The 21,161-nt window shown below is 59.9% G+C and carries 21 protein-coding genes and 1 tRNA gene; 15 read left to right on the forward strand and 7 right to left on the reverse strand.

The window, feature by feature from the left end:
- Positions 1-69: 69 nt before the first annotated feature.
- From AB4N47_RS02945 to nadA, 15 genes are all read left to right on the forward strand, one after another.
- Positions 70-816, forward strand: coding sequence for a YebC/PmpR family DNA-binding transcriptional regulator (locus tag AB4N47_RS02945; protein WP_076563942.1), 747 nt, complete (start codon positions 70-72; stop codon positions 814-816).
- 155 nt (positions 817-971) lie between these two features.
- On the forward strand, positions 972-1,499 hold the full coding sequence (gene ruvC / locus AB4N47_RS02950) for a crossover junction endodeoxyribonuclease RuvC (protein WP_016773501.1): 528 nt from the start codon (positions 972-974) through the stop codon (positions 1,497-1,499).
- Between the two features lie 114 nt (positions 1,500-1,613).
- Positions 1,614-2,222, forward strand: coding sequence for a Holliday junction branch migration protein RuvA (gene ruvA / locus AB4N47_RS02955; RefSeq protein ID WP_024014088.1), 609 nt, complete (start codon positions 1,614-1,616; stop codon positions 2,220-2,222).
- Positions 2,223-3,284: a Holliday junction branch migration DNA helicase RuvB gene (gene ruvB / locus AB4N47_RS02960; protein ID WP_024014087.1), complete on the forward strand. Its 1,062-nt coding sequence runs from the start codon at positions 2,223-2,225 to the stop codon at positions 3,282-3,284.
- A 127-nt stretch (positions 3,285-3,411) separates the two neighbouring features.
- Positions 3,412-3,879, forward strand: a complete 468-nt coding sequence (ybgC, locus tag AB4N47_RS02965) for a tol-pal system-associated acyl-CoA thioesterase (RefSeq protein ID WP_041479792.1) — start codon at positions 3,412-3,414, stop codon at positions 3,877-3,879.
- Positions 3,869-4,564, forward strand: coding sequence for a protein TolQ (gene tolQ, locus AB4N47_RS02970; protein ID WP_008080223.1), 696 nt, complete (start codon positions 3,869-3,871; stop codon positions 4,562-4,564). Before ybgC ends, tolQ begins: the two co-directional genes overlap by 11 nt.
- Before the next feature lie 23 nt (positions 4,565-4,587).
- Positions 4,588-5,040, forward strand: coding sequence for a protein TolR (tolR, locus tag AB4N47_RS02975; RefSeq protein ID WP_160767866.1), 453 nt, complete (start codon positions 4,588-4,590; stop codon positions 5,038-5,040).
- Positions 5,040-6,116 carry a cell envelope integrity protein TolA gene (gene tolA / locus AB4N47_RS02980; RefSeq protein WP_016773505.1) on the forward strand — a complete coding sequence of 359 codons (1,077 nt, stop codon included), beginning with the start codon at positions 5,040-5,042 and terminating at the stop codon, positions 6,114-6,116. Before tolR ends, tolA begins: the two co-directional genes overlap by 1 nt.
- Positions 6,117-6,133: 17 nt before the next feature.
- Positions 6,134-7,414: a Tol-Pal system beta propeller repeat protein TolB gene (tolB, locus tag AB4N47_RS02985; RefSeq protein ID WP_016773506.1), complete on the forward strand. Its 1,281-nt coding sequence runs from the start codon at positions 6,134-6,136 to the stop codon at positions 7,412-7,414.
- A gap of 52 nt (positions 7,415-7,466) precedes the next feature.
- The gene (gene pal, locus AB4N47_RS02990; RefSeq protein ID WP_003178634.1) at positions 7,467-7,964 is read left to right on the forward strand and encodes a peptidoglycan-associated lipoprotein Pal; all 498 of its coding nucleotides are present in this window, start codon (positions 7,467-7,469) and stop codon (positions 7,962-7,964) included.
- Positions 7,965-7,970: 6 nt separating this feature from the next.
- Complete coding sequence (ybgF, locus tag AB4N47_RS02995) at positions 7,971-8,810, forward strand: tol-pal system protein YbgF (RefSeq protein WP_024014085.1); 840 nt, start codon at positions 7,971-7,973, stop codon at positions 8,808-8,810.
- Positions 8,811-8,977: 167 nt separating this feature from the next.
- Entirely contained in the window at positions 8,978-9,625 is a 648-nt protein-coding gene (queE, locus tag AB4N47_RS03000; protein WP_016770671.1) for a 7-carboxy-7-deazaguanine synthase QueE, read from the forward strand.
- A gap of 1 nt (position 9,626) precedes the next feature.
- The gene (gene queC, locus AB4N47_RS03005) at positions 9,627-10,319 is read left to right on the forward strand and encodes a 7-cyano-7-deazaguanine synthase QueC (protein WP_217862670.1); all 693 of its coding nucleotides are present in this window, start codon (positions 9,627-9,629) and stop codon (positions 10,317-10,319) included.
- 63 nt (positions 10,320-10,382) lie between these two features.
- Positions 10,383-10,458 (forward strand) — tRNA-Lys (locus AB4N47_RS03010).
- 272 nt (positions 10,459-10,730) lie between these two features.
- Positions 10,731-11,789, forward strand: a complete 1,059-nt coding sequence (gene nadA / locus AB4N47_RS03015) for a quinolinate synthase NadA (RefSeq protein ID WP_203419237.1) — start codon at positions 10,731-10,733, stop codon at positions 11,787-11,789.
- A gap of 177 nt (positions 11,790-11,966) precedes the next feature.
- On the opposite strand, the gene AB4N47_RS03020 is transcribed toward nadA, so the two are convergent.
- The 7 genes from AB4N47_RS03020 to AB4N47_RS03050 all read right to left on the reverse strand — a co-directional run bounded on the left by AB4N47_RS03020 (position 11,967) and on the right by AB4N47_RS03050 (position 21,083).
- Positions 11,967-12,455, reverse strand: a complete 489-nt coding sequence (locus AB4N47_RS03020; RefSeq protein WP_122691383.1) for an RDD family protein — start codon at positions 12,453-12,455, stop codon at positions 11,967-11,969.
- A 97-nt stretch (positions 12,456-12,552) separates the two neighbouring features.
- Positions 12,553-12,765, reverse strand: coding sequence for a cold-shock protein (locus tag AB4N47_RS03025; RefSeq protein WP_003227496.1), 213 nt, complete (start codon positions 12,763-12,765; stop codon positions 12,553-12,555).
- Positions 12,766-13,168: 403 nt separating this feature from the next.
- Positions 13,169-14,293 (reverse strand): glycine cleavage system aminomethyltransferase GcvT, encoded by a 1,125-nt coding sequence (gene gcvT, locus AB4N47_RS03030; RefSeq protein WP_341638946.1) that lies wholly within the window; start codon positions 14,291-14,293, stop codon positions 13,169-13,171.
- Between the two features lie 51 nt (positions 14,294-14,344).
- A complete protein-coding gene (locus AB4N47_RS03035; protein WP_460154412.1) occupies positions 14,345-15,721 on the reverse strand; it encodes an L-serine ammonia-lyase in 1,377 nt (458 codons plus the stop codon).
- Positions 15,722-15,890: 169 nt separating this feature from the next.
- Positions 15,891-18,743 (reverse strand): aminomethyl-transferring glycine dehydrogenase, encoded by a 2,853-nt coding sequence (gene gcvP, locus AB4N47_RS03040; RefSeq protein ID WP_341638948.1) that lies wholly within the window; start codon positions 18,741-18,743, stop codon positions 15,891-15,893.
- 11 nt (positions 18,744-18,754) lie between these two features.
- On the reverse strand, positions 18,755-19,138 hold the full coding sequence (gcvH, locus tag AB4N47_RS03045; protein ID WP_016773514.1) for a glycine cleavage system protein GcvH: 384 nt from the start codon (positions 19,136-19,138) through the stop codon (positions 18,755-18,757).
- A 436-nt stretch (positions 19,139-19,574) separates the two neighbouring features.
- A complete protein-coding gene (locus AB4N47_RS03050; protein ID WP_110646607.1) occupies positions 19,575-21,083 on the reverse strand; it encodes a sigma-54-dependent transcriptional regulator in 1,509 nt (502 codons plus the stop codon).
- Positions 21,084-21,161 lie beyond the last annotated feature (78 nt).

Genomic DNA, 21,161 nt, shown 5'->3' on the forward strand with positions numbered 1-21,161 from the left:
GAATTTTTCAATTGCCGGCCGCTGCACCAGCAGGGCGGGCAAGGTTTCAAAGAGCATTCGGAGCAAGTTATGGCAGGTCATTCCAAGTGGGCAAACATCAAGCACCGCAAAGAACGTCAGGATGCCAAGAGGGGCAAGATCTTCACCAAATGGATCCGTGAACTGACCGTTGCGGCCCGTCAGGGTGGCGGCGATCCGGGTTCCAACCCGCGTCTGCGTCTGGCTCTGGACAAGGCGTTGAGCGCCAACATGAGCCGCGACATCATCGACCGTGCCGTCGCGCGCGGTGCCGGCGCCACTGAAGCGGACAACGTTGAAGAACTGACCTACGAAGGTTACGGCCCGGGCGGCGTGGCGGTGATGGTCGAGTGCATGACCGACAACCGCAACCGTACCGCCGCAGCCGTGCGTCATGCGTTCAGCAAGTGTGGCGGCAACCTCGGCACTGACGGTTCGGTGGCGTATCTGTTCGAGCGCAAGGGCCAGATCAGCTTCGCTCCGGGTGTCGATGAAGACGCACTGACCGAAGCGGCACTGGAAGCCGATGCCGATGACGTGGTCACCCACGACGACGGTTCGATCGATGTATTTACCTCGTTCACCGGTTTCTATGCGGTGCGCAACGCGCTGGAAGCGGCCGGGTTCAAGGGCGACGACGCGGAAATCGTCATGCAGCCAACCACCAGCGCCGAGCTGGATCTGGAAGGTGCGGAGAAGGTGCTCAAGCTGATCGACATGCTTGAGGACCTGGACGACGTGCAGAACGTCTACTCCAACGCGGATATCCCGGAAGACGTCGCCGCTCAGCTTGGCTGATAAGCGACTAGTCTTCCCTGTGGGAGCGAGCCTGCTCGCGAAAGCGGTGTGTCATTCAGCACCTGTATCTGCTGACATACCGCCTTCGCGAGCAGGCTCGCTCCCACATTTGCTATTGGCTGTCAGGTAAATCGTTTTATGAATCTGCAGGCGTTATGACTCTAATTCTTGGTATCGACCCCGGTTCGCGCATCACCGGTTACGGGATCGTTCGCGATACCGGGCGCGGCGGCTGCATCTATGTGGCCTCGGGCTGCATTCGCACCGGCTCCGGCGAGCTGCATGAACGTCTGCAGATCGTCTATCGCGGCGTGCGCGAAATCATCAAGACCTACGGCCCGGTGACCATGGGCATCGAAAAGGTGTTCATGGCGAAAAACGCCGACTCGGCGCTGAAGCTCGGACAGGCACGGGGCGCTGCGATTGTCGCCGGCGCCGAAGAGTGTCTGGAAATCGCCGAGTACACCGCCACGCAAGTCAAACAGGCGGTGGTCGGCACCGGTGCGGCCAATAAGGAGCAGGTGCAGATGATGGTCATGCACATGCTCAAGTTGACGAGCAAGCCGCAGATCGACGCCTCCGACGCCCTCGCGATCGCCATTTGCCATGCGCACACGCGCTCAAGCCTGCTGCCGCACGGGCTGGGAACCGCACGCAGTCGTGGCGGGCGCCTGCGTCTCTGATAGCATCAGCATCAATTTTCCTGAAAGTGGTTTTGCGGTGCCTGTGTTGCCGGCGCGCAAGCCACCTTCAATCGTCGCCAGCCCACGGCTGGCCAGCGCTCAAGGATTCAAAACGTGATTGGACGCTTGCGCGGCACCCTGGCTGAGAAACAGCCGCCGCACCTGATTCTCGATGTCAATGGCCTCGGCTATGAGGTGGAAGTGCCGATGACCACGCTTTATCGGTTGCCGTCGGTCGGTGAACCGCTGACCCTGCACACCCATTTGGTCGTACGCGAAGATGCGCAATTGCTCTATGGTTTTGCCGGCAAGCGTGAGCGAGACTTCTTTCGCGAGCTGATCCGGCTCAACGGGGTCGGACCGAAACTGGCGCTGGCGTTGATGTCGAGCCTGGAAGTCGATGAGTTGGTGCGCTGCGTGCAGTCTCAGGACACTTCGGCGTTGACCAAGGTCCCGGGGGTTGGCAAGAAAACCGCCGAGCGTTTGCTGGTGGAATTGAAAGACCGCTTCAAGGCCTGGGAAACCTCGCCGGCGATGTTCGCGCTGGTGCCGAATCAGCCGGACGGCCCGGCACCGGTCAACAGCGCCGAGACCGATGCGGTCAGTGCGTTGATCTCGCTGGGCTACAAGCCGCAGGAAGCGAGCAAGGCGATTTCCGCGATCAAAGACAAGAACCTGAGCAGCGAAGACCTGATCCGCCGCGCTCTGAAGGGAATGATTTAAGTGATTGAAGCTGATCGTCTGATCGCCGCCGCGCACAGCCCGCGCGAGCGCGAAGAAGTCCAGGACCGGGCCATCCGCCCGGTCAGTCTGGCCGACTACATTGGCCAGCCGACCGTGCGCGAGCAGATGGAGCTGTTTATCCAGGCTGCCCGTGGCCGCAGTGAATCCCTCGATCACACCCTGATCTTCGGCCCACCGGGGCTGGGCAAGACTACGCTGGCGAACATCATTGCCCAGGAAATGGGTGTGTCGATCAAGAGCACCTCCGGGCCAGTGCTGGAGCGTCCGGGTGATCTGGCCGCGTTGCTGACCAATCTTGAGCCGCACGACGTGTTGTTCATCGACGAAATCCATCGTCTGTCGCCGATCGTTGAAGAAGTGCTGTATCCGGCCATGGAAGATTTTCAGCTCGACATCATGATCGGCGAAGGGCCGGCGGCGCGCTCGATCAAACTGGATCTGCCGCCGTTCACGCTGGTCGGCGCCACAACCCGCGCCGGCATGCTGACCAATCCGTTGCGTGATCGCTTCGGTATCGTCCAGCGCCTGGAGTTCTACAGCACGGCGGATCTGGCAACCATCGTCAGTCGTTCGGCAGCCATTCTCGGTCTGCCGCTGGATCCGGAAGGTTCGTTCGAGATCGCCCGTCGCGCCCGTGGCACACCGCGAATCGCCAACCGTCTGCTGCGGCGGGTGCGCGATTTCGCCGAAGTACGCGCCAAGGGTCACATCACCAAAGCGGTGGCGGATCTGGCGCTGAATCTGCTGGATGTCGACGAACATGGTTTCGATCATCAGGACCGGCGTCTGCTGCTGACCATGATCGAGAAGTTCGACGGCGGCCCGGTCGGTATCGACAGTCTGGCGGCGGCGATCAGTGAAGAACGCCACACCATTGAAGACGTGCTCGAACCGTATCTGATCCAGCAGGGCTATATCATGCGCACGCCTCGGGGCAGGGTAGTGACGCGGCATGCCTACCTGCACTTTGGTTTGAATGTTCCGTCACGCATGGGCGAGATGCCCGTGGCAGACGAGTTTCTCGACGCCGTCGACGATTGATACACATTTGCTGGTGATTTATTCAGGGTTTGTACTGTCAGACGACGGTACTTTTGCGTTAAAGCTTTGAAACCACGAAAAACAGTTGTCTGGCCGGATTGGCAACCTGAGGAGTAAGCACTAGAGTATGCGCGCGCAAAACGGGCTTGAGCCGTTCGCACATCGTTGTCGCGTTTATTACGAGGACACCGATGCGGGCGGCATCGTGTATTACGTTAATTACCTCAAGTTTATGGAACGGGCTCGAACCGAGCGGCTGCGGGAACTGGGCTTTGCCCAATCTGTGCTTGCCGGAGAGGACCTGTTGTTCGTCGTGCATTCCAGCGAAGCGCGCTACCACGCGCCGGCGCGACTGGACGACGAATTGCTGGTAAGCGCTGATGTAATCGAATTGAACCGTGCCAGCCTGCGCTTCAAACAGCAGGTCAGGCGGGCCACGGATAATGTGCTGCTCTGCGAAGGGCAGTTTTTGGTGGCCTGCGTGCGCACCGACAGTTTGAAACCCCGGGCCCTTCCCGAAGACCTGCGTGCGGCCTTCGCCGACGCGGTCGGCCCGGGTACACACTCAAAGCAGGAGATAAAGCGTGGAAGCTAACGTCGTCGACCATTCCTCCATGTGGAGCCTGGTCAGCAATGCCAGCATCGTGGTGCAGTTGGTAATGTTGACCCTGGTGGCCGCATCGGTGACCTCATGGATCATGATCTTTCAGCGCAGCAATTTGCTGCGCGCCGGTCGACGCGCCCTGGAGAGCTTCGAAGAGCGCTTCTGGTCGGGTATCGACCTGTCCAAACTGTACCGTCAGGCTGGCAGCAACCCTGATCCGGATTCGGGCGTGGAGCAGATCTTCCGTGCCGGCTTCAAGGAATTCTCCCGTCTGCGTCAGCAGCCAGGTGTCGATCCTGAAGCCGTGATGGAAGGTGTCGCCCGTGCCATGCGCGTGGCCATCTCCCGTGAAGAAGAGAAACTCGAGCAGAGCCTGCCGTTCCTCGCCACCGTCGGTTCGGTCAGTCCGTACATCGGTCTGTTCGGTACCGTGTGGGGGATCATGAACTCCTTCCGCGGTCTGGCCAGCGCTCAGCAAGCGACCCTCGCCACCGTTGCTCCGGGTATCGCCGAAGCCCTGATCGCCACCGCGATCGGCCTGTTCGCTGCGATCCCGGCGGTCATCGCTTACAACCGTTTTGCTGCGCGCAGCGAAACCTTGCTGGGCCGCTACTACACCTTCGCCGATGAATTCCAGGCGATCCTGCACCGCAAAGTGCACACCAGCGAAGAATAAGCAGGTATTTCCCGATGGCTTTAATCGCTCGAGCTCGCAAAAAGCGCAAGCCGGTCGCCGAGATGAACGTGGTGCCCTACATCGACGTGATGTTGGTGCTGCTGGTCATCTTCATGGTGACCGCGCCGATGCTCAATCAGGGCGTGAAAGTTGATCTGCCCAAGGTTTCCAGCGAAGCCTTGCCGCAGGACAACAACACCCAGGTCCTGACCATTTCGATCAAGGCTGACAAGACCTACTACTGGAACCTTGGCAGCGAAGTCGACACCGAGAAGCAACAGGACAGGGCCATGACCCTGCCACAGATGACTGACGCGGTGACGAAGATCATCCGTGCCGGCACCGAGGGCGGCAAACGCACCCAGGTGTTCATTCGTGGCGACAAGACTGTCGACTACGGCGCCGTCATGGGCGCCATGGGCGGGTTGCAGAAAGCCGGGGTCGGTAACGTTGGTCTGATTACCGAGGCCCCCTGATGCAGCAACAGCGAGAGCCGTCCGCCTCGGAAAGCTACTTCTGGCCTAGTGTTCTGGCAATCGTCCTGCACGTGCTGGTGTTCGGCATGCTGTTCGTCAGTTTTGCCTTCACGCCCGAACTGCCGCCGGCCAAGCCGATCGTCCAGGCGACTCTGTACCAGCTGAAATCGAAAAGTCAGGCGACCACCCAGACCAATCAGAAGATTGCGGGTGAGGCGAAGAAATCCGCCGCGCGCCAGACCGAAGTCGAACAGATGGAACAGAAAAAGATCGAGCAGGAAGCGGTGAAAGCGGCGGAACAAAAGAAAGAGGAAGCGGCTCAAAAGGCCGAGGAAGCCAAGAAGGCCGACGAGGCGAAGAAAGCGGACGAAGCGAAAAAGGCTGATGAAGCCAAGAAAGCCGACGACGCGAAGAAAGCCGAAGCGAAAAAGGCCGAAGAGAAACAATTGGCTGATATAGCCAAGAAGAAGGCCGAAGACGAAGCGAAGAAGGCTGCTGAGGAAGAGGCGAAGAAAGCCGCTGCCGAAGAAGCCAAGAAGAAGATCGTCGAAGACGCGAAGAAGAAAGCCGCCGAAGACGCCAAGAAGAAAGCTGAAGCTGAAGAGGCGAAGAAGAAAGTCGCCGAAGACGCGAAGAAGAAAGCTGCTGCCGATGCTGCGAAGAAGAAAGCGCAGGAAGCGGCACGCAAATCCGCCGAAGACAAAAAGGCCCAGGCCCTGGCAGATCTGCTTTCCGACACGCCGCAGCGTCAGCAGGCCCTGGCCGATGAGCAGGGTGACGAAGTTGCCGGCAGTTTCGATGACCTGATTCGCGCTCGCGCAGCAGAAGGCTGGGCTCGTCCTCCTTCGGCGCGCAAAGGCATGACGGTCGTGCTGCAAATCGGCATGTTGCCGGACGGTACGGTGACCTCGGTCAGCGTGGCCAAGTCCAGCGGTGACGGTCCGTTCGATGCTTCGGCAGTCGCGGCAGTGAAGAATATTGGACGTTTGACAGAAATGCAGGGAATGAAGCCGAGCGATTTCGCTCCGTATCGTTCATTCAAGATGACATTCACACCTGAGGATCTAGCCTTGTGAGAAACCTTCTTCGAGGAATGCTGGTCGTGATCTGCTGCATGGCAGGGATCGCGGCGGCAGATGAAAAGAACATTCTGGTCACCAGCGGCAGCGATCGGGCTACTCCGATCGCCGTCGTACCGTTCGGCATGCAGGGCGGCGCCGTGCTGCCGGATGACATGGCTGAAATCATTGGCAACGACTTGCGCAACTCGGGCTATTACTCGCCGATTCCGAAAGCCAACATGATCAGCCAGCCAAGCCAGCCGAGCGAAATCATCTTCCGTGACTGGAAGGCGGTGGGTGCTCAGTACATGATGGTCGGCAGCATCGCTCCAGCGGGCGGTCGCCTGCAGGTGCAGTGGGCACTGTTCAACGTCGCCACCGAACAGAAAGTGGCGGACGGCAGTGTCTCCGGTACTACCGACCAGATCCGTGACATGGCGCACTTCATTTCCGATCAGTCGTTCCAGAAGCTGACCGGCATTGAAGGTGCCTTCTCGACGCGCCTGCTGTACGTAACGGCCGAGCGCTTTTCCGAGAAGAACACCCGTTACACCCTGCAACGCTCCGACTATGACGGCGCACGCGCAGTGACTCTGCTGCAATCGCGCGAGCCGATTCTGTCGCCGCGTTTTGCACCGGATGGCAAGCGTATCGCCTACGTGTCGTTCGAGCAGAAGCGTCCGCGTATCTTCATGCAGAACATCGACACCGGTCGCCGTGAGCAGATCACCAACTTCGAAGGCCTCAACGGCGCGCCAGCCTGGTCGCCGGACGGCAATCGCCTGGCGTTCGTGCTGTCGAAAGACGGTAACCCGGACATCTACGTAATGAACCTCGGTTCGCGTCAGATCAGCCGCGTAACCAACGGCCAGGGCATCAATACCGAACCGTTCTGGGGCAAGGATGGCTCGACCATCTATTTCACCTCGGACCGTGGCGGCAAGCCGCAAATCTATAAAACCAGCGTCGGTGGCGGTGGTGCCGAGCGTGTGACGTTCGTGGGCAACTACAACGCCAACCCGAAACTGTCGGCTGATGAAAAGACTTTGGTGATGATCCATCGTCAGGATGGCTTCACCAATTTCAAGGTGGCAGCTCAGGATCTGCAGCGAGGTAGTGTAAAGATCCTCACTGATAGCACTCTGGACGAGTCACCTACTGTTGCGCCCAACGGCACCATGGTAATCTACGCCACCCGCCAACAGGGCCGGGGAGTCTTGATGCTCGTGTCCATTAATGGGCGCGTGAGGCTCCCGCTTCCTACCGCTCAAGGCGAAGTCAGAGAACCGTCCTGGTCCCCTTACCTGAAGTGAGCGGGCGCTACACGTTTTACTTAACACACTGGGGTTCATTAGGAGTTTCACGATGGAAATGCTGAAGTTTGGTAAATTTGCTGCGCTGGCTCTGGCCATGGCTGTAGCTGTAGGTTGCTCGTCCAAAGGCGGCGACAACGCCGGTGAAGGCGCTGTTGATCCAAACGCTGGTTACGGCGCAAACACTGGTGCCGTTGACGGTTCCCTGAGCGAAGAAGCTGCTCTGCGCGCAATCACCACCTTCTACTTCGAATACGACAGCTCGGACCTGAAGCCAGAAGCCATGCGCGCTCTGGACGTTCACGCCAAAGACCTGAAAGCAAACGGCGCTCGCGTTGTTCTGGAAGGCAACACCGACGAACGTGGTACTCGTGAGTACAACATGGCACTGGGCGAGCGTCGTGCGAAAGCCGTTCAGCGCTACCTGGTACTGCAAGGTGTTTCCCCAGCTCAGCTGGAACTGGTTTCCTACGGCGAAGAGCGTCCAGTTGCTACCGGCAACGACGAGCAGTCCTGGGCCCAGAACCGTCGCGTCGAACTGCGTAAGTAATTCGATATGCGAACGTGCCGTCGTGCTGTAACTGTTCTGGCTCTCAGCCTCGCGCCGCTTGCGGCGTGGGCTGCGGTTCCTGTGGTCGATGACAACTCCGGTTATAACAATAGCGGGAGCAGTTATCCGCCTGCGGGTTACGGTACGAACGGCGCCTATGCCGGGGGAGCGGCTTCGGCCCCTGCCTCGGCACAAGGCATGCTGTTCAACCAATTGCAACAGATGCAGGATCAGATCTCGCGCCAACAGGGCGTGATCGAAGAACTGCAGAATCAGGTTTCGCGCATGAAGCAGGAATCCCTGGAGCGATACCAGGATCTTGATCGGCGCATAGGATCCGGCGTTGCACCAGCCGCGACTCCCGAGAATTCTTCTGCCGGTGGCGATGCAAGTGCTGCTGCCGGTGCTGCCGCAGGCGCGGGTGCTGCTGCGGCAGCCCAGGCCCCTGCTGCGGGTAGCGAACCGGCTGATCCGGCCAAGGAAAAGCTGTATTACGATGCCGCTTTCGACCTGATCAAAGCCAAGGATTTCGACAAGGCCAGCCAGGCCTTCGCCGCTTTCCTGCGCAAATACCCCAACAGCCAGTACGCGGGCAACGCCCAGTACTGGTTGGGCGAAGTGAACCTGGCCAAGGGTGATCTGCAAGGTGCAGGTCAGGCCTTTGCCAAGGTTTCGCAGCTGTATCCCAAGCACAACAAAGTGCCGGACTCGCTGTACAAGCTGGCTGACGTAGAGCGCCGCCTCGGTCACACCGACAAGGTCAAAGGCATTCTGCAGCAGGTGGTGTCCCAATATCCGGGCACTTCCGCCGCGCAGCTGGCCCAGCGTGATTTACAGCGCATGTAAGCCTGTTCATCCGTGTTTTGAAGAAACCCGCGCTTGTCGCGGGTTTTTTCGTTAGAATTCACGCCCTTTTTCTGAAACACGCTTCTTGTGGTCTACGCGTTGGCGGGATTGCCTGAAGTGCCTGACGGAGGCGGACAGCCTGTTTAGCTGTTACGCCCGTGGCGACTATGCAAGACACATTGAGAATTACCGAAGTTTTCTACTCGTTGCAGGGTGAAACTCGGACTGCCGGGCTGCCCACGGTTTTCGTGCGCCTGACCGGTTGCCCGTTGCGTTGCCAGTACTGCGACAGCGCTTACGCGTTCAGCGGCGGCACCGTCCGCACCCTCGACGACATCCTTGAGCAAGTGGCCGGATATCGTCCGCGCTACGTTTGTGTCACCGGCGGTGAGCCGTTGGCTCAGCCGAACGCCATTCCTTTGCTTGAGCGGTTGTGTGATGCCGGTTACGAGGTCTCGCTGGAAACCAGCGGCGCCCTCGACGTATCCGCTGTCGATCCGCGTGTCAGTCGCGTCGTCGATCTGAAAACGCCGGGCTCGAAAGAAGCCCATCGCAACCGATACGAGAACATCGAACTGCTGACCCGCAACGATCAGGTGAAGTTTGTCATCTGCTCGCGGGAAGACTACGACTGGGCGGTTTCCAAGCTGATCCAGTACGGTCTCGACCAGCGCGCCGGCGAAGTACTGTTTTCGCCGAGTCACCACGACCTGAATGCTCGGGAACTGGCGGACTGGGTGGTGGCGGACAACCTGCCGGTACGCCTGCAATTGCAGCTGCATAAATATCTTTGGAACGACGAGCCGGGGCGCTGAGATGACTGAACAACTGAACACTACTCAAAAACGTGCGGTGATCCTGTTGTCCGGCGGCCTCGACTCGGCCACCGTGGTGGCGATGGCACGCGCCGAAGGCTACGCCTGCTACACCATGAGCTTCGATTACGGCCAGCGCTCGCATGCCGAATTGCACGCCGCCGCCCGCGTTGCTCGCGACCTGGGTGTGGTCGAGCACAAGGTCATCGGGCTGAACCTCAATGGCATGGGCGGCTCGGCGCTGACCGACACCAGCATCGACATTCCGGAAGAGCTGGGCGAAGGCATTCCGGTGACTTACGTGCCGGCGCGTAACACGGTTTTCCTGTCGTTGGCATTGGGTTGGGCCGAAGTGCTCGGCGCGCGCGATATTTTCATCGGCGTCAACGCAGTGGATTATTCCGGCTACCCGGACTGCCGTCCCGAGTTCATCGAGTCGTTCGAGCGCATGGCCAACCTGGCAACCAAGGCCGGCGTGGAAGGCAACGGCTTCCGCATTCAGGCGCCACTGCAAAATCTCAGCAAGGCGCAGATCGTCCAGGCTGGCGTGAAGCTGGGCGTGGATTATGGCCTGACGGTTTCCTGCTATCAGGCCGACGATGAAGGCCGCGCTTGCGGCAAATGCGACAGCTGCCGCCTGCGTGCGGAAGGCTTCGCGGCAGCTGGTGTGGAGGATCCAACCCCTTATTTTTGATCTTTTTCAAAAAAGGTGTTGAATAGTCCTTAAAAATCAGTATTATACGCGCCACCACACAGCGGGTCGTTAGCTCAGTTGGTAGAGCAGTTGGCTTTTAACCAATTGGTCGTAGGTTCGAATCCCACACGACCCACCATATTTGGCGGTTTAGAAAATCCGGAAGGCCCACGAAAGTGAGGATTTCCGGGTTTTTTTTTGCCTGCAATTCAGGCGTTCGATGTTTCAGCGCGGCCACACCTGACGCAGGTCAGAATCATCTTTTGTATCAACGGGATATTCTGTAGCCTTGCGCAGCTTCAACGCTGTCCCGTGCCTGATGATACTCACTCTCCCGGCGGTACCCTCTAGTGGTCCGGAGCCGGGTGTATACTCGACTTTCGCGCGAATGCGCCTGCAGGTCTTGCGAACATGACGCAGATTTCCGAACGCCTTCTGGTTCAAGCCCACCTCGACGCCAAGCAGCCTAAACCGCTGACGGCAGAAGAGGAGGCTTATTACCGTTCCGCCATCGCCGCCGAGCTCAAGGCTCAGGACGCGGTGCTGGTTGCCCACTTTTATTGCGATCCGGTGATTCAGGCCCTGGCCGAAGAAACCGGCGGCTGTGTTTCCGACTCCCTGGAAATGGCCCGCTTCGGCAACGCCCATCCGGCCAAGACCGTGGTGGTCGCCGGCGTCAAGTTCATGGGCGAGACGGCAAAAATTCTCAACCCGGAAAAGCGCGTGCTGATGCCAACCCTGGAGGCGACCTGCTCGCTGGACCTGGGTTGCCCGGTCGATGAGTTCTCGGTGTTCTGCGACCAGCACCCGGAACGTACCGTCGTGGTGTATGCCAACACTTCCGCCGCGGTGAAGGCTCGGGCTGACTGGGTGGTGACTTCGAGCTGCGCACTGGAAATCGTCGAAAGCCTGATGGACAACGGCGAGACGATCATCTGGGGCCCGGACAAGCACCTGGGCACTTACATTCAGCGCAAGACCGGTGCCGACATGCTGCTTTGGGACGGTGCCTGCATCGTCCACGAAGAGTTCAAGTCCAAGCAGCTCGAAGACATGAAAGCGCTGTACCCGGACGCAGCGATTCTGGTGCATCCGGAGTCGCCGACTTCGGTGATCGAACTGGCGGATGCCGTCGGTTCTACCAGTCAGTTGATCGCCGCCGCGCAAAGCCTGCCAAACAAGACCCTGATCGTCGCCACCGACCGTGGCATCTTCTACAAGATGCAGCAGCTGTGCCCGGACAAAGTCTTCATCGAAGCGCCTACCGCCGGTAACGGCGCGGCTTGTCGCAGTTGCGCACATTGCCCGTGGATGGCCATGAACACCCTTGAGCGCACGCTCAAGAGCTTGAAAGAAGGCACCAACGAGATCTTTGTCGATCCGGCGCTGATTCCTCAAGCGATCCGCCCATTGAAGCGCATGCTGGACTTCACCCAGGCAGCGCGGATGAAGCTGGCCGGTAACGCCTGACTACCCTTTGTAGTAGAGAGCCCTGTGGTGAGGGGATTTATCCCCGTTCGGCTGCGTAGCAGTCGTTAAGCAACGCACGCGGTGTGTCTGATACGCCGCGGTGGTTGATTTTGGGGCGGCTTCGCCACCCAACGGGGATAAATCCCCTCACCACAGGCCGGCTCTTGAGTATGGAAATTATTTGCTCTTCTTCGGGATCCGCACCACACGGGTATCCGAATAGATGTCATGCCAAGTGCGTTTCTGCTTGTCGAACAGCGACCAGAAGAACCCCAGCCCGACACACAACCACGACGCGATCGACACCATAAAGCGCAACAGCGCCTGCCACAGGCTGATGGCCGTGCCGTTGGCGTTCTGCACGCGGATCCCCCACACCTGCATGCCCAGTGTCTGCCCGCCGTGGGTCCAGAACTTGGCGAAGAAGCCGAACAATACCAACAGCAGCACTGTGGAATACAGCGGATCACCATCGAGCTGGCCGGCGTCGGTTATCACCCGCAGGCGTTCTTCGCCAATGATCGCCGCCTGGATCAACTTGTAGATGAAGCCGGTGACGATCAGCAGGGCGGTGCACAGCAGGAAGTCGTAGAACATTGCCGCCAGACGACGACCGAGAGCAACGGGGGGAAAGTCCCCTTGCGGCGTGAGCAGGTGTTTCGACATGGCAGCCTCGGGACGCGAATGGAAGCGCCATTTTACGGATTAGCGCGCACAAAAAAGCCCCTGATATCAATATCAGGGGCTTTTTCGTATCAGAAGATCAGGCTTCTGCTTGTACTTCGTCAGCCTGCATGCCTTTCTGGCCTTGCACAGCAACGAAAGTCACTTTCTGGCCTTCTTTCAGGCTCTTGAAGCCGTTGCCCTGAATGGCGCGGAAATGTACGAACAGATCCGGACCGCTTTCTGGAGTGATAAAACCAAAACCTTTCTCGTCGTTAAACCACTTGACGGTACCGCTCTGACGTGTGGACATTTCTTATTTCCTTTGACGCATAAATTGATGACAGCCCCTTTCACATGAAAGAGTACTGGAGCTGGTTGCAAGGAGTAAGAAGACGTCGAGCGGGATGTAGCTAACTTGTAGGCTACTGCCCAGGTCACGATTCCAAGCTGACCCATGCAAACACAGTGGACAAACTCTACGCCAACTACGGGAGAAAAAACAAGCCCTGCGAAGGCCCCGGTTTTACTGCTCTTCATGGCATTTCGTCAGCAAACTAGTTCAGTCTTAGACGATTGTCTGGTTCTATTTTCAGCAAGCGTTATAAGCAACGTTCATATTCGAAACGGATGTTAAAAAACGCACTGTTTTATGGCGATTGCGTTACACATTAGTGCACGTTTAACGCAATCGCGTTACTTATAGAAACAGTCGATCAACCGCGATAGTAGCGTTGTGGAACAAATGGCATTTTGCTTACAAGCATTTGCACCTTTTTCCCACGGACGATGGCCCACACAGGTGTATCGAGCGCGACGTAAGCGGTGTCAAGGTATCCCATCGCCAATGGCCCGCCCAAGGTCGGACCAAAGCCGCCGCTGCAGACGCTGCCGATGATCTCGCCGGCCTCGTTGACGATTTCTGCGCCTTCACGCACCGGGGTGCGCTCCTGCGGCAGCAGGCCGACGCGTTTGCGTGACACGCCATTTTGTTGCTGCGCGAAAATTTGCTCGGCGCCCGGGAAGCCCCCGGCCCGTGCGCCATCGGCGCGGCGTGGCTTGGAGATCGCCCACAGGAGGCTGGCTTCGATCGGTGTGGTCTCGGTGTTCATGTCATGGCCGTACAGGCACAGGCCGGCCTCCAGACGCAGCGAGTCGCGGGCGCCAAGGCCGATGGCCTGGACCTCTGGCTCGGCTAGCAGGGCACGGGCTAGTTTCTCCGCTTCAGCGGCCGGTACCGAGATTTCGAAACCGTCTTCACCGGTGTAGCCCGAACGGCTGACAAAGCAGTCCACGCCCAGCAACGACACGCGGTTGAACTGCATGAACGTCATCTTCGCCACGTCCGGCGCAAGACGCGCCAGCACGGTGACGGCTGCCGGACCTTGCAGGGCGAGCAGGGCGCGCTCTTCGAACAGCGCCGTAATGGTGCACTGATCGCCGACGTGTTTTTGCAGATGCGCGAGATCCTGATCCTTGCACGCGGCGTTGACCACCAGGAACAGCTCGTCATTGCCCAGATTGGCGACCATCAGGTCATCGAGAATGCCGCCGCTTTCGTTGGTGAACATCGCATAACGCTGCATGCCCACCGGCAGGTCGACGATGTCCACCGGCACCAGGGTTTCCAGGGCTTTGGCCGCATTGGCGCCGGTCAGACGAATCTGGCCCATGTGCGAGACGTCGAACAACCCGGCTTGCTCACGGGTGTGCTGGTGTTCTTTCATCACGCCGAGCGGGTATTGCACGGGCATGTCGTAGCCAGCGAACGGCACCATGCGCGCGCCGAGTTCGAGGTGCAGTGCGTGCAGCGGGGTTTTCGACAGGTGTTCGGTGGTCATGCGGGACTCCTTGATTCATACCAATCCTCTCCCACAGGGAGAGGGGGCTAATTAGCATTCGATAATGTTGACCGCCAGGCCGCCGCGGGCGGTTTCCTTGTATTTGCTTTTCATGTCGGCGCCGGTCTGGCGCATGGTGCGGATGACTTTGTCGAGGGAGACGAAATGCTGACCGTCGCCACGCATGGCCATGCGCACGGCGTTGATCGCTTTCACCGAGCCCATCGCGTTGCGCTCGATGCAAGGCACCTGCACCAGACCGCCGATCGGGTCGCAGGTCAGGCCGAGGTTGTGTTCCATGCCGATTTCCGCAGCGTTCTCGACTTGCTGCACGCTGCCGCCGAGCACTTCGCACAAGGCGCCGGCCGCCATCGAACACGCCACGCCGACTTCACCCTGACAACCGACTTCGGCGCCGGAGATCGAAGCGTTTTCCTTGTAGAGAATGCCGATTGCGGCAGCGGTCAGCAGAAAGCGCACGACGCCGTCGTCATTCGCCCCGGGAATAAAACGCATGTAGTAATGCAGCACCGCCGGAATGATGCCCGCCGCGCCATTGGTGGGCGCAGTGACCACGCGCCCGCCGTTGGCGTTTTCTTCGTTGACCGCCAGTGCATAAAGATTGACCCAGTCGAGTACCGACAGCGGATCGCGCAGGGCAGATTCCGGGTTCTTGCACAATTGCCGATGCAGCGCCGCCGCACGGCGCTTGACCTTCAAGCCGCCCGGCAAAATGCCTTCGTTACGGCAACCAGCGGCAACGCAGTCCTGCATCACCTGCCAGATTTTCAGCAGGCCAGCGCGGGTTTCGGCTTCCGGGCGCCAGGCGCTTTCGTTGGTCAGCATCACCTGGCTGATCGACAGCCCATAGGTGGCGCAATGACCGAGCAAATCCTTGGCACTTTTGAACGGGAAGGTCAGCGGCGTGGCGTCTTCGACGATGCGATCGGCGCCGGCAGCGTCTTCATCGACAACGAAACCACCGCCGACCGAGTAGTACTCGCGGCTGCGGATCTGAATCCCCGCCGCATCGAAGGCGCGGAAGATCATGCCGTTGGGGTGATAGGCCAACGGTTTGCGGATCATCGCCAGATGTTCTTTCTCGTTGAACGCGATGCTGTGTTCACCGAGCAGATTCAGTCGGCCATTGCTGCGAATTTCTTGCAGGCGCGCGGCGACGGTTTCGGTGTCGACTGTGTCCGGGTGCTCGCCTTCAAGGCCAAGCAGCACGGCTTTGTCGCTGCCGTGACCTTTGCCGGTAGCGCCGAGCGAACCGTACAGCTCGACACGGACGCTGGCGGTGCTGGTCAGCAGGTTTTCACGGCGCAAGCCCTCGGCGAAGCGCGCAGCCGCGCGCATCGGGCCGACGGTGTGGGAACTGGAGGGACCAATGCCAATCTTGAACAGGTCGAACACGCTTAACGACATGGGGGCTCCTGCGGAGCAGTTGTGAGCTTCAAGCTGCAAGTAAAAGCGGATCGGGTTTTCCTTGCGGCCTCTATAAGGCCTCAGTGCATGCAGCAAGACACAAGCCGCAAGTTAAAAGCAGATCAGCCCTAACTTGCAGCTTGCAGCTAGAAACTTGCAGCTGCCGCTCTTAAGCGTAGCTTTCGATCGACGGGCAGGCGCACACCAGGTTGCGATCGCCGAAGACGTTGTCGACGCGGCCGACCGGCGGCCAGTATTTGCCTTCGATCAGCGACGCGACCGGGTACACCGCTTGCTCGCGGCTGTACGGGTGGGTCCATTCGCCAACCAGTTCCGCTGCGGTGTGCGGGGCGTTTTTCAGTGGGTTGTCTTCCTTGTCCAGGGTGCCGTTTTCCACTGCGCGAATTTCTTCGCGGATGCGGATCATCGCGTCACAGAAGCGGTCCAGTTCTTCCTTGGATTCGCTTTCGGTCGGCTCGATCATCAGCGTGCCGGCGACCGGGAACGACATGGTCGGCGCATGGAAGCCGAAGTCGATCAGGCGTTTGGCAACGTCATCGACGCTGATGCCGCTGCTGTCTTTCAATGGACGCAGATCGAGAATGCACTCGTGCGCCACCAGGCCGTTGCTGCCGGTGTACAGCACTGGGTAATGCTCTTCGAGGCGACGGGAAATGTAGTTGGCGTTGAGGATCGCCAGTTGCGAAGCGCGCTTCAGACCGGCGCCACCCATCATGCGGATGTACATCCAGGTGATCGGCAGAATGCTTGCGCTGCCGAACGGTGCCGCGCAGACCGCGCCTTCCTTGCGTTCCATCTGGCCGTGGCCGGGCAGGAACGGGGTCAGGTGCGATTTGACGCCGATCGGACCGACGCCCGGGCCGCCACCGCCGTGCGGGATGCAGAAGGTTTTGTGCAGGTTCAGGTGCGAGACGTCGCCGCCGAACTTGCCCGGTGCGCAGAGGCCGACCATGGCGTTCATGTTGGCGCCGTCGATGTACACCTGGCCGCCGTTGTCGTGAATGATCGCGCAGATTTCGCGAATGCCTTCTTCGAACACGCCGTGGGTCGACGGGTAGGTGATCATCAGCGCGGCGAGGTGTTCGCGGTGCTCGATGGCTTTGGCGCGCAGGTCTTCAATGTCGACGTTGCCACGGGCATCGCACGCGGTGACGACCACGCGCATACCGGCCATTTGCGCAGTGGCCGGGTTGGTGCCGTGGGCCGACGACGGGATCAGACAGATGTCGCGGCGCTCATCGCCACGGCTCTGGTGGTAGGCGCGGATCGCCAGGAGACCTGCGTATTCACCTTGCGAACCAGCGTTCGGCTGCAGCGAGATCGAGTCGTAACCGGTGGCGGCGCAAAGCATCGCTTCCAGCTCATCGGTCAGTTGCTGGTAACCGGCGCTTTGGGCGGCCGGGGCGAACGGGTGCAGTGCACCGAATTCGGCCCAGGTCACCGGGATCATTTCGCTGGCGGCGTTGAGTTTCATGGTGCACGAGCCCAGCGGGATCATCGTGCGATCCAGCGCCAGGTCCTTGTCCGCCAGTTTGCGCAGGTAGCGCATCAGCTCGGTTTCCGAGTGATAACGGTTGAACACCGGGTGGCTGAGGATCGGCGACTGGCGCACCAAAGTAGCGGGGATGGTGCTCTGCACCGAGGCGGCCAGCGCAGCGAAGTCCGGCAGGGTCTTGCCGTCGGCGAACAGCCCCCACAGGGTTTCGATATCAGCCTGAGTGGTGGTTTCGTCGACCGACAGGCCCAGACGTTCAGCGTCGATCACACGCAGGTTGATCTGCGCAGCGTGCGCCTTGTCGTGCAGCGCGGCGGTGTGTGCGCCGGTAGCAACGGTCAGGGTGTCGAAGAAGTTTGCCTGCTCGACTTGAGCGCCCAGCGCGGTCAGGCCCTTGGCCAGAATCGCGGTCAGGTGATGCACGCGGTTGGCGATCTGGGTCAGGCCTTTCGGGCCGTGGTAGACGGCGTACATGCTGGCGATATTGGCCAGTAGCACCTGGGCGGTGCAGATGTTCGAGGTGGCCTTCTCGCGGCGGATGTGTTGCTCGCGGGTCTGCATCGCCAGACGCAGGGCCGGCTTGCCGAAACGGTCAACCGAGACACCGACCAAACGGCCCGGCATGTCGCGCTTGAACGCATCTTTAGTCGAGAAGTAAGCGGCGTGCGGGCCACCGAAGCCCAGCGGCACGCCGAAGCGTTGCGCCGAACCGATGGCGACGTCGGCACCGAATTCGCCCGGTGCGGTCAGCAGCGTCAGGGCCAGCAGGTCGGCGGCCACGGCCACCAGAGCGTTGGCGGCGTGGAAGCGCTCGGTCAGCTCGCGGTAGTCGAACACATCACCGTTGCTCGCCGGGTATTGCAGCAGCGCGCCGAAGAACGGCGTGACGTCAGTCAGTTCGCGCTCATCGCCCACGACCACATCAATACCGAGCGGCTCGGCACGGGTGCGCAGCACGTCGAGGGTCTGCGGATGGCTGTGGATCGAGGCGAAGAACTGGTGGCTGCCCTTGTTCTTGCTCAGGCGTTTGCAGAAGGTCATGGCTTCGGCAGCGGCGGTGGCTTCGTCGAGCAGGGAGGCGTTGGCGATCGGCAGGCCGGTGAGGTCGCTGATCATGGTCTGGAAGTTCAGCAGCGCTTCGAGACGGCCCTGGGAAATTTCTGGCTGGTACGGGGTGTAAGCGGTGTACCAGGCCGGGTTTTCCAGCAGGTTGCGCAGGATCGGCGACGGCGTGTGGCAGTTGTAGTAGCCCTGGCCGATGTAGGTTTTGAACAGTTGGTTTTTGCCAGCGATGGATTTGATCATCGCCAGGGCGTCGGCCTCGCTGAGGCCGTCGTCCATGCCGAGCACGCTGGTGCCCTTGATGCTTTCCGGGATGACGCTGGCGCTCAGGGCTTCGAGGGAATCGAAGCCGAGGCTGTTGAGCATGGCTTGCTCGTCATCGGCGCGCGGGCCGATGTGACGGGCGATGAATTCGTTGGCGGTGCCGAGATTGATGGCGGTCATGGGGTAATTCCTCAGGCTTCGGCTTGGGCTTTGATCAGACGGTCGTAAGCGTCCTGATCGAGCAGTTTGCCGACAGCGGCGGCGTCGCTTGGCTGAAAGCGGAAGAACCAGCCTTCGCCCAGCGGATCTTCGTTCACCAGCTCAGGAGCGTTTTCCAGCGCCGGGTTGACTTCCAGCACGTCGCCATCGAGCGGCATGTACACGCCGCTGGCGGCTTTCACCGATTCCACGGTGGCGGCTTCAGCGCCTTTTTCGTAAGCCTGCAGCTCAGGCAGTTGCACGAACACCACGTCGCCCAAAGCGTTCTGCGCGAATGCGGTGATGCCGACAGTGACACTGCCGTCGGCTTCGGTGCGCAGCCATTCGTGATCTTCAGTAAAACGCAACTCGCTCATGGAAACTCCTCAGGGGCCAGACTCGTCTGGTGGACGCGGTGGAAAGCTTGGGGCGGGGAAGCCCTTTATAGATGAGGAGGCAGGTAGCAAGAATGCGGCCAAGGTTGATTTATCTATATAAATCAATGGCTTGGATTTTTCAGGTGGGTGTCGGCAGGTTGCGCCTGTAGCGAAATCGCTACAGCTTGGGCCGAGGAGAAAAGCTTAATCGGATCAAAGCGTTGCGCAGCGCTGGTCACAGGCGGGTGTAGCGATATCGTTCCGCTGTAGCGCTTTCGGTACAGGTGGAGGTCGTTTTCAGCGTGGCGATATCATTCCTGAATTGAACGCCGGACTGTAGGAGCTGCCGAAGGCTGCGATCTTTTGATCTTGATCTTAAAAAACAAAATCAAAAGATCGCAGCCTTCGGCAGCTCCTACAGGGGATCGGTGGTGAGTCAGGGTTTATTGGGAATGCCGTATTTGCGCAGGCGATGGGCGATAGCGGTGTGCGAGGTCTGCAAGCGGCTCGCCAATTGCCGGGTCGAGGGGTAGCTGACGTAGAGCTTTTCCAGCAGCTCTCTTTCGAACGATTCGACCGCTTGCTCAAGGCTGTCGACATCGGTATCGGCCTGGCGCGCCACCGAAGTGCCGGCGATGTCGAGGTCACCGATATCGACCAAGCTGCTCTCGCAGATCGCTGCTGCGCGAAAAATCACGTTCTGCAATTGCCGCACGTTGCCCGGCCAGCGATTGCCGAGCAGCGCCGGATAAGTCCCCGGTGCCAGGCGGCAGACCGGGCGCTGGATCTGCGCACAGGCCTGCTGCATGAAATAACGCGCCAGCAGCAGGATGTCCTGACCGCGTTCACGCAGCGGCGGCACTTCGACGTTGAGCACGTTGAGGCGATAGAACAGGTCTTCGCGGAACAGCCCTTCGCTGACCATTTTTTCCAGATCGCGGTGGGTCGCGCTGAGGATGCGCACGTTGACCTTTACTTCCCGATCACCACCGACGCGGCGGAAGCTGCCGTCGTTGAGAAAACGCAGGAGTTTGGCCTGCAAGTACGGCGACATCTCGCCGATCTCATCGAGGAACACCGTGCCCTGGTTGGCCAGTTCCATCAGCCCCGGTTTACCGCCACGTGCAGCGCCAGTGAAGGCGCCGGGGGCGTAGCCGAACAGTTCGCTCTCGGCGAGATTTTCCGGCAGCGCCGCGCAGTTGAGGGCGAGAAACGGAGCGCTGTGCCGTGCACTGATGGCATGGCAAGCCCGGGCGACGAGTTCTTTACCGGTACCGGTTTCGCCTTGAATCAACAGTGGTGCATCAAGGGCGGCGACGCGTTGCGCGCGGGCCTTGAGTGTGCGGATCGCCGGAGACTCGCCGAGCAGCGCGTCGAAGCCTTCGGCATGATCGTGGTGCAGTGCCGAGAGTTGTTCGCCGATGCGGTTCGGTTGATACAAGGTCAGCAGGGCGCCGGCGTCGGTGATCGGCGTGGCGTCGAGCAGCAGGGTCTGGCCGTTGACGGTGATCTCGCGCAGCGGCAGGCGAAAGCCGTTTTCCAGCAGGGTGTCGAGCAGACCGGGATCGTTGAACAGCGCCGAGACGCTTTCACCGGCCGGTTCGCGACCGTACAGGGCAATCAACGCCGGGTTGGCCAGCAGCACCTTGCCGGCGCTGTCGAGGGCCAGCACCGGGTCGGTCATCGCCGCGAGCAAAGCATCGAGCTGCAAGTGCCGACGCTGGCCCGGCAGGATATCGACAACGGTCACCGCTTCCACGCCGAGCACGCGAAACAGCGCATCTTTCAGTTCTTCGAGCACTTGCGGGCTGAGGGTCGGCGCGTCGATGTAGACGTTCGGCGGAATCATCTCCACCGCATCCAGATTGAGATTGCGCCCACCGAGGATAGCCAGGACTTCCTGGGTGATGCCGACGCGGTCGATGAAGCTGACGTGGATACGCATGGGGGCGGTTCAGTGATCTGCAGAGCGGAGGGGGCAAGTATGCCTTGGGGCGGGCTAATGGTGAAATCTGTGTCCCTG

It is taken from the genome of Pseudomonas sp. S3_G06 (genome assembly GCF_054667565.1).